The 8,075-nt window shown below is 62.5% G+C and carries 10 protein-coding genes; 3 read left to right on the top strand and 7 right to left on the bottom strand.

The window, feature by feature from the left end:
* Positions 1 to 194: 194 nt before the first annotated feature.
* The 3 genes from VGO04_RS06985 to ribH are packed head-to-tail and all read right to left on the bottom strand — an operon-like array spanning position 195 to position 2,370.
* Positions 195 to 1,424, bottom strand: coding sequence for an MFS transporter (locus VGO04_RS06985; protein ID WP_327495232.1), 1,230 nt, complete (start codon positions 1,422 to 1,424; stop codon positions 195 to 197).
* Positions 1,425 to 1,429: 5 nt separating this feature from the next.
* Entirely contained in the window at positions 1,430 to 1,912 is a 483-nt protein-coding gene (nusB, locus tag VGO04_RS06980) for a transcription antitermination factor NusB (protein WP_327495230.1), read from the bottom strand.
* Entirely contained in the window at positions 1,909 to 2,370 is a 462-nt protein-coding gene (ribH, locus tag VGO04_RS06975; RefSeq protein WP_065777466.1) for a 6,7-dimethyl-8-ribityllumazine synthase, read from the bottom strand. The genes nusB and ribH overlap by 4 nt, the downstream gene beginning before the upstream one ends.
* Positions 2,371 to 2,784: 414 nt before the next feature.
* On the opposite strand from ribH, the gene VGO04_RS06970 reads away from it, so the two are divergent.
* The 3 genes from VGO04_RS06970 (at position 2,785) to VGO04_RS06960 (ending at position 4,511) form a co-directional block, all read left to right on the top strand.
* Positions 2,785 to 3,276 carry a cupin domain-containing protein gene (locus VGO04_RS06970; RefSeq protein ID WP_327495229.1) on the top strand — a complete coding sequence of 164 codons (492 nt, stop codon included), beginning with the start codon at positions 2,785 to 2,787 and terminating at the stop codon, positions 3,274 to 3,276.
* Positions 3,277 to 3,300: 24 nt separating this feature from the next.
* A complete protein-coding gene (locus VGO04_RS06965; RefSeq protein WP_327495228.1) occupies positions 3,301 to 3,876 on the top strand; it encodes a GNAT family N-acetyltransferase in 576 nt (191 codons plus the stop codon).
* A 284-nt stretch (positions 3,877 to 4,160) separates the two neighbouring features.
* Positions 4,161 to 4,511 (top strand): hypothetical protein, encoded by a 351-nt coding sequence (locus VGO04_RS06960; RefSeq protein ID WP_327495227.1) that lies wholly within the window; start codon positions 4,161 to 4,163, stop codon positions 4,509 to 4,511.
* A gap of 73 nt (positions 4,512 to 4,584) precedes the next feature.
* Here VGO04_RS06960 and VGO04_RS06955 read toward each other — a convergent pair whose 3' ends face one another.
* The 4 genes from VGO04_RS06955 to glyA form a co-directional block, all read right to left on the bottom strand.
* On the bottom strand, positions 4,585 to 5,205 hold the full coding sequence (locus VGO04_RS06955) for a riboflavin synthase (protein WP_327495225.1): 621 nt from the start codon (positions 5,203 to 5,205) through the stop codon (positions 4,585 to 4,587).
* Positions 5,205 to 6,308 (bottom strand): bifunctional diaminohydroxyphosphoribosylaminopyrimidine deaminase/5-amino-6-(5-phosphoribosylamino)uracil reductase RibD, encoded by a 1,104-nt coding sequence (gene ribD, locus VGO04_RS06950; RefSeq protein WP_327495224.1) that lies wholly within the window; start codon positions 6,306 to 6,308, stop codon positions 5,205 to 5,207. The genes VGO04_RS06955 and ribD overlap by 1 nt, the downstream gene beginning before the upstream one ends.
* A 19-nt stretch (positions 6,309 to 6,327) precedes the next feature.
* The gene (nrdR, locus tag VGO04_RS06945) at positions 6,328 to 6,801 is read right to left on the bottom strand and encodes a transcriptional regulator NrdR (protein WP_034803756.1); all 474 of its coding nucleotides are present in this window, start codon (positions 6,799 to 6,801) and stop codon (positions 6,328 to 6,330) included.
* 10 nt (positions 6,802 to 6,811) lie between these two features.
* Positions 6,812 to 8,075: serine hydroxymethyltransferase (gene glyA / locus VGO04_RS06940; RefSeq protein WP_327495223.1), on the bottom strand; the 1,264-nt coding region annotated here is incomplete at its 5' end.

Raw genomic sequence — 8,075 nt, 5'->3', positions numbered from 1 at the left:
TCGCATTACCCTCCGTTACAACCCGCGGACTCACTCCCGGCCGCAGGCCCCTCAAAACCGCGAATCACGCACCACCTCCTCAAGCAGCACCCCTCACGGCGCGGCCAGAGTGCGGTTGCAACGGGAGATCGTCAAGCCCCGGAAAACGCCGCAGACAGGGCGTTCCGATGGCGTCGCATTTCAAGGGATAAGGGTCAGGCGGCGGCGCTGCGGGGCGCCCGCTTCAGGAGCAGCAGAAGCACCAGGCAGACGATGGTGACTGGCCAGACGACGGCGTTCAAGGTGTCCCAGCCATAGGCCGTGAGCACCTTGCCCGAGGCGAAGGAGGATACGGCGACGGTGGTGAACAGGATGATGTCGTGGAAGGCCTGCACCTTGTCGGCTTCCTGCGGGCGATAGCTGCTGGCAACGATGGCCGTCGAGCCAATGAAGCCGAAGTTCCAGCCGAGGCCGAGCAGTACCAGGGCGCCCCAGAAATTCCAGAGCTCGATGCCCATATGGGCGACCGCGGCGCAGGCCATCAGGAGAAGCAGGCCGCAACCGACTATGCGTTCGGCACCGAAGCGGCTGATGAGCATGCCGGTCACGAAGCTCGGGGCGAACATTGCAAGCACATGCCATTGAATGCCGAGCGTCGCGAGATCGGTGGAAAAGCCGCAGCCTACCACCATGGCGACCGGCGCGCCGGTCATCATGAAGGTCATCAGCGCGTAGCTCGAAATCCCGCAGACCATGCCGGTGATAAAGCGCTGGCTGCGCACGATTTCGCCGAGCGGGCGCGCCACCTGGTCATGGTGACCACTGACCATCGCACCAGGCGAAGGCAGGCGCAGCGGTACAAAGAACAGGGCCGCGACGAGGCAAATCGGAATAAGAACGACAAAGGCTCCGGCAAAGGCAACCGGAGCGAAGAGATCGCCGGCGAAGATGACGATCTGTGGGCCGAGCACCGCCGAAACGATGCCGCCACCAAGGATCAACGAAATCGCCTTGGGCTTGTAGAACGAGGGGGAGGCATCGGCAGCCGCGAAACGAAGCTTCTGCGTGAAGCCGTTCGACGAGCCGAGCATGGCGAGCGCGAAGGCGAAAAGCCAGAAGCTCTCCCGGAAGAGCGCGACCGCGGCAAGGGCGGCGCCAACGGCCGCGATGCCCGTGCCAGTGATAAACGCATAGCGACGGCCGATCACGCGTGACAGCATCGCCACGAGAACGACGCCAAGCGCCATGCCGACATTGAAGGCCGTCAGCGGTGCGGTGGCCAACGACTTGTCGTCCGCCAGCATTTGATAGCCCGCGACACCGCCAATTGAAAAGCAGATAGGCCCGACGACACCGAGCACGGCCTGCGCGGCGGTCAGATGGAAAACGTTGCGGCGCGCTTCGCGAAGGGCGCCGCCCATGTCATCCGACGTCACCGCGACCATGATGCCTATTTCCTCGTTTCGCCACGCACCTGCTTGGCGATGCGGTCGAGGACGGCGTTGACCAGCTTGGGCTCGTCTTCGCTGAAGAAGGCCTTGGCGATCTCGACATATTCGGTGACGATCACTGGCACCGGCACATCCTTGCGTTCCAGCATCTCGAAAGTGCCCGCACGCAGAATGGCGCGCACGGTGGAATCGAGGCGCGAAAGCGCCCAGTCGTCCTGCAGAGCCGAGCCGATCAACGGGTCGAGCTTGCGCTGGTCGCGCACGACGCCGGATACGATCGAGCGGAACCAGGAAGCGTCCGCCTTCAGATAGGTGTCGCCGTCAACGTCCTGGCCGAGGCGGTGCGCCTCATACTCGGCAACCACTTCGAGCACGCCGGTGCCGCCAATATCCATCTGATAGAGCGCCTGCACCGCTGCGAGGCGCGCGGCGCCGCGCTGGTTGACTTGCTTCAGCGGTTGATCCGAGGGTGTCTTCGTCACTTTTCCGTGCCCAGTTTCTTCTTAAGTTCAATCATGGTGAGCGCTGCGCGTGCGGCAAACCCACCCTTGTCGCCTTCCGACCGGCGGGCGCGCGCCCAGGCCTGATCGTCATTCTCAACCGTCAAAATGCCATTGCCGATCGCGAGGCTCTCGCTGACGGCAAGATCCATGATCGCACGCGAGGATTCGTTCGCAACGATATCGAAATGATACGTCTCGCCGCGAATGACCATGCCAAGGGCTACGAAACCATCATACTCCGTGCCGCCCTCGTCCGCACCGTCCAGCGCCATGGCAATCGCCGGCGGGATTTCGAGCGCACCCGGAACCGTTACGATATCATAGGTCGCCCCGGCGGCGTCCAGCGCATGTTTCGCGCCGTCGAGCAGAGCGTCGGCCATATCGTCATAGAAGCGAGCTTCCACAATCAGAATGTGGGCAGCCGTGGTCTTCGCCATGGATCACCTGTCATTGAGAGTTCGCCGGATGCGACCGGCCGAGGCGCGGTCAAACCATGCCGCGCGTCGAATGGCAAGCAAATTCCACTGCAGACGGCCTTTTGCCGCGTCCAACGCCCTCAAGGCGCGCACTCGCTGCCACGCGCGTGCTCGGCGACAAGAAGGGCAATGCCCTTCCGTCCCCGTCGCATTCAGGGCGCCACCACGGCACGATCAACACCGGTTCACGGCTTGAGCGCGACGTGTCGTGAAACCGGCGGGCAATAGCGCTTCGGTGGTTTCATTATTGGATTGCAACACCAAGATGTATTCCTTTTACCACCGACGCGAAATTTAGCGATCGCAGGTTGACGACCGGGCCAACGCGCGACACGGATAGAAACGCGTCGGAGGAGCGACGCGAAGGAGGAACATTTGACCGACACGAAAAGACCGATCGTCAACCCCAGGGACCTCGCGCTCGACCACTGGACCAAGGGCTCGTTCTTCGAATCCCGCGACGCCGCCTTCGGTACTCTCCTTGGCCTGACGAACCTCGGGATCGGCTATGGAGAGGTGCCGCCAGGAAAATCCGGCTGCCCATTTCACAACCACCATGTCGAAGAAGAGCTATTCATCATCCTTGAGGGTGAAGGCACATACCGGTTCGGCAGCGAGCGTCATGCGGTCGGGCCTGGCGACATTTTGGGCGCGCCCGCCGGCGGGCCGGAGACGGCGCATCACCTGATCAACACGGGCAGCGTGCCGCTGAAGTACCTGTCGATCTCGACCAAGGCGGCAACCGATATTTGTGAATATCCGGATTCCGGCAAATTCCTCGCAAGGACGCGCGGCGCCAAGGGATTGAGCTTCGTCGGCCGACCGGAAAGCGCCGTCGATTACTGGGACGGCGAGCCCGGCGCCTGACTTCACCACAGTATAGGATCGAATATGCATAGCGTGCCTATCATCGAGACAGACCGCCTCATCCTGCGCCCCTATCGCCGCGACGATTTCCCCTCCTATGCTGCGCTCTTTGGCGACGGCGAGGTGACCCGATTTGTCGGCGGCGTGCCGTTCACGCGGGAACAGTCCTGGACACGATTCCTGCGTCAGGTCGGCATGTGGCATTACTTCGGCTTCGGCTTTTTTGCCATTCAGGATCGAGAAACCGGAGCCTTCCTTGGCGAAGCCGGTTTTCATGACGTGCATCGCGCCATCACGCCATCGCTTGAAGGCACGATGGAAACGGGATGGGCGTTGTCGCCAAAGGCGCATGGCCAGGGGCTTGCGACAGAGGCCGTCAGCGCAGCCCTCAAATGGGCCGATCGCCAGTTTCCCACACTGCGCAAGACCTGCATCATCGACGTCGGCAACCGTGCTTCCATCCGGGTCGCGGAAAAGCACGGCTTCAAGGAATTCTGGCGCACGACCTATCACGGCAACCACGTCATCATGTTTGAACGCCATCACAAGCCGGCGGCAGCAACGACGACGAACTGGATGCGCGCGCACGCCGAAACATGAACAATTTTTAATTGTTTTCCAGACCTTTGCGCCACGGAAACGGCCACATTCAAGCCCAGTTTCCTGGGCGTTGGCACGACGCGACCTCCCCCAAGACGAGAGCGAACGCCGACCAATTAGTCGAAACGGTCCAGCGCTTTTGCTGCGGAGAAAAGTCTTCCCGCAAACGAACCCTGCTGGCCTGCTGTGATCGCTGATCGTGTCCGGCCCCCGAGGCCCGCAAGGGTCCCGCGTTCGGGTATGTGGTCGGCTACGCTCTTCACGGCAACCAAAGGAGCATGACCATGAACCGCATAGCCAAGCTTTCCGTCATCGCTGCCCTGTCCGCTCTGTCCTTCGGCGGCGTCTCCTTCGCAGCGAGCGCCGCCATGAACTGGCCGGCTGACATTGACCGGACGGTGCGCGACTTCAAGGGCGACCACTTCACGGTCGTTGACGTCGATACGCTGAAGGAATCGAGCCAGACACGCACGATGATCACCGAAGCGACACCACAACAGCTTTCGTCCCTGCACGCAGCCGTTGAAGGCAACAAGCCGCTTGCCGCCAAGCTGAAGGCCCAAAATGTCGAAATGAACAACATCGCCGGCGCCGAACAGGCGGCGGATGGCAGCCTGACCTTCTACCTGCGTTAACCGCAACCACATACGTCCGGGAAGACGAGCCGCCTCAGCCGGGGCGGCTCACATTTGAAAGCGTCAACAGCGCCTATTCCGGCTTCGGCGCCGGAAACTCGGCCAACCGTGCCGCGTAGCGGGCCATGGTGTCGACTTCGAAGTTGACGAAATCTCCGGCCTTGCGTTCGCCCCAGGTCGTGACCTCCAGCGAGTGACGGATCAGGAGCACGTCGAACTCGGCGCCTTCGACCTTGTTGACGGTCAATGATGTGCCGTCGAGAGCAACCGACCCCTTCGGCGCGACGAACCGCGCCAGGTGCGTCGGTGCACGCAGGCGAAAGCGCACGGCATCGCCTTCCGGCTCCACCGAGAGGATTTCTGCCTTGTCGTCGATGTGCCCGGAGACGAGATGTCCCCCGAGCTCGTCGCCGATCTTGAGCGAACGCTCGAGGTTGATCCGCGTGCCCTTCGTCCAGCCCGCAATCGTCGTCAGCCGCAACGCTTCTTCCCAGGCCTCGACCTCGAACCAGCGCTCGTTGCTGCCCGCATCGGGAAGAGCGGTGACCGTCAGGCATACCCCGGAATGGGCGATGGAAGCGCCCATGTCGATCGTCTTCGGATCGTATTGCGTGGCGACACGCAACTTGATGCCTTCCTTCAGCGGGGTCACGCTATCGATCGTGCCAATGTCGGTAACAATGCCTGTGAACATCAGTTCTCTCTTTCGTATTCCTCGAACAGATCGTCGCCATACCGCGCTTCGGCAACACGCCTGAAGCCCGCGGGGATGGATTTCCGATCAAATGGGGATGCGATCCCGCTTTTGCCAATCGTCACGGGGCCCGTGTAAAGCTGGATCCGATCGACAAGACCCGCATCGAGAAAGGCGCGAGCCGCAACCGCTCCGCCTTCAACCATGAGCGAAGAGATGCCGCGCGACGCAAGTGCCGAAAGGAGATCGGCTATCGAACCCGCTTGGAGCACCTCGACACCGGCCGCTTCCAACGCCAACTTGCGTGCAGCCCCCTCGGCCGCGTCGCCCCCTGCCTCGTCCGATCCGCCGGAAATGACGATCACGGGAACCTCGCGCGCTGTGCGCACCAGTTTCGACGTGAGCGGCAGGTCAAGACGGCGATCAAGCACGATACGCACCGGTGACCGATCTTCGAGACCCGGCAACCGCACGGTCAATTCAGGATCATCTGCCGTTGCCGTACCGATCCCGACCAGGATCGCGTCCGTCTCGGATCTGAGCATCTGCACCTGTCCACGGGAAATGGGCCCGGTGATGCGCACCTGTCCTGCTCCCTTTCGGCCAATCATGCCATCAGCGGAAACCGCCAGTTTGAGAGTCACATAGGGGCGCCGGCTGACCTGGCGCATGAGGTAGGCTTCAAGCGCGGCATGCCCCTCTTCGGGCAGAACGCCGATATCGACGGTTATGCCGGCATCACGCAGGCGCGTGATACCGCGCCCGGCAACCCGCTCGTCCGGATCGAGGATCGAGACAACCACGCGGGCAACCCCGGATGCGACGAGAGCGTCGGCGCAGGGCGGTGTCTTGCCATGATGCGAGCAGGGCTCAAGCGTCACATAGGCGGTCGCTCCACTTGCCTTCTCACCGGCCTCAGTAAGCGCCTGGGTCTCGGCGTGCGGACGGCCACCTCGCGCCGTGACGGCGCGGCCGACGATGACGCCGTCCTTGACGATCAGGCAGGCGACGGAAGGGTTGGTCGACGTCTGGCCGAGATGCTGGCGGGCGAGCCTCAGAGCCGCGGCCATGAACCTCTCGTCTTCACGGGCGGGTTCTGCCATGGCTCTGTCCAGCTTTCGCCTATTCGCCCGGATCGCGCGCGATCTTGGCGCTGATCTCGGTGATGACCTTCTCGAAATCTTCGGCATGCGAGAAATCGCGGTAGACCGAAGCGTAGCGCACGAAGGCGACGTCATCGAGGCTCTTCAGCGCTTCGAGCACCTGCAAGCCGATTTCTTCCGAAGGAATTTCCGTTTCGCCTGAGCTTTCAAGGCGGCGAACGATGCCGGAAACCGCCCGCTCGATGCGATCGCGATCGACCGGGCGTTTCCTCAATGCGATCTCAAAGGAACGCAGAAGCTTGTCCCGGTCGAAAGGAACCTTCCGACCGGTTTTCTTGATGATCATGAGCTCACGCAGCTGCACCCGTTCGAAGGTCGTGAAACGACCTCCGCAATCCGGACAAATCCGGCGGCGGCGAATGGCATTTCCGTCCTCTGCCGGACGGCTGTCCTTCACCTGGCTGTCTTCAGATCCGCAATAGGGGCAGCGCATGAGCGACCGATCACATGTAGCCGTACATCGGGAAGCGGTCGGTCAGCTTGACGACCTTCTCGCGAACGCCGGCTTCGACGGCGGCATTGCCTTCGTCGGAGTTGGCGACCTTGAGGCCATCGAGGACTTCGACGATCCGCTCGCCGATTTCCTTGAACTCGGCTTCCTTGAAGCCGCGGGTCGTGCCAGCCGGCGTGCCGAGACGGACGCCCGAGGTGACGAACGGCTTTTCAGGGTCGAACGGGATGCCGTTCTTGTTGCAGGTGATGAAGGCACGGCCGAGGGCGGCTTCCGCGCGCTTGCCGGTTGCATTCTTCTTGCGCAGGTCGACGAGCATCAGGTGGTTGTCGGTGCCGCCGGAGACGATGTCGAGGCCGTTGGCCTTCAGCGTTTCGGCAAGCGTGCGCGCGTTCTTGACGACCTGGGCCGCATAGTCCTTGAACGACGGATCCAGCGCTTCGCCGAGGGCAACCGCCTTGGCAGCGATGACGTGCATCAGCGGACCGCCCTGGAGACCCGGGAAGACGGCGGAGTTGATCTTCTTGGCGATATCTTCGTCGTTGGTCAGGATCATGCCGCCGCGCGGGCCGCGGAGCGACTTGTGCGTCGTGGTTGTCGCAACGTGGCAATGCGGGAACGGCGACGGATGCTGGCCACCGGCAACGAGGCCGGCGATGTGGGCCATGTCGACCATCAGCCAGGCGCCGACTTCGTCGGCGATCTCGCGGAAGCGCTTCCAGTCCCAGATGCGGGAATAGGCGGTGCCGCCGGCGATGATCAGCTTCGGCTTGTGCTTGCGCGCCTGTTCGGCAACGTTGTCCATGTCGAGCAGGTGGTCGTCTTCACGCACACCGTAGGAAACGACGTTGAACCACTTGCCGGACATGTTGACCGGCGAGCCGTGCGTCAGGTGACCGCCCGAGTTGAGATCGAGGCCCATGAAGGTGTCGCCCGGCTGCAGCAGCGCCAGGAACACGGCCTGGTTCATCTGCGAACCGGAGTTCGGCTGAACGTTGGCGAAGTTGACGCCGAAGAGCTTCTTGGCGCGCTCGATCGCCAGTTCCTCGGCGATGTCGACGAACTGGCAGCCGCCGTAGTAGCGCTTGCCCGGGTAGCCCTCGGCATATTTGTTGGTCATGATCGAGCCCTGGGCTTCGAGCACGGCGCGGGAAACGATGTTCTCGGAGGCGATCAGCTCGATCTCGTGGCGCTGACGACCCAGCTCCTTCTCGATCGCACCGAAGATGTCCGGATCGCTGTCGGCCAGAGAGCGG

Origin of the sequence: Ensifer sp. (assembly GCF_035999185.1) — a bacterium.
GTDB lineage: Bacteria > Pseudomonadota > Alphaproteobacteria > Rhizobiales > Rhizobiaceae > Ensifer.
The sequence above is the reverse complement of the archived record's forward strand: the minus strand, read 5'-3'. Positions and strand labels throughout refer to the sequence as shown.

Bases quoted from the DNA above. Each gene is read 5' to 3' on its own strand.
- ribD (WP_327495224.1), bottom strand. From the start codon at position 6,308: ATGGCAGAACCCGCCCGTGAAGACGAGAGGTTCATGGCCGCGGCTCTG.
- ribH (WP_065777466.1), bottom strand. From the start codon at position 2,370: ATGGCGAAGACCACGGCTGCCCACATTCTGATTGTGGAAGCTCGCTTC.
- VGO04_RS06965 (WP_327495228.1), top strand. From the start codon at position 3,301: ATGCATAGCGTGCCTATCATCGAGACAGACCGCCTCATCCTGCGCCCC.
- nrdR (WP_034803756.1), bottom strand. From the start codon at position 6,801: ATGCGCTGCCCCTATTGCGGATCTGAAGACAGCCAGGTGAAGGACAGC.
- VGO04_RS06955 (WP_327495225.1), bottom strand. From the start codon at position 5,205: ATGTTCACAGGCATTGTTACCGACATTGGCACGATCGATAGCGTGACC.
- VGO04_RS06960 (WP_327495227.1), top strand. From the start codon at position 4,161: ATGAACCGCATAGCCAAGCTTTCCGTCATCGCTGCCCTGTCCGCTCTG.
- VGO04_RS06985 (WP_327495232.1), bottom strand. From the start codon at position 1,424: ATGGTCGCGGTGACGTCGGATGACATGGGCGGCGCCCTTCGCGAAGCG.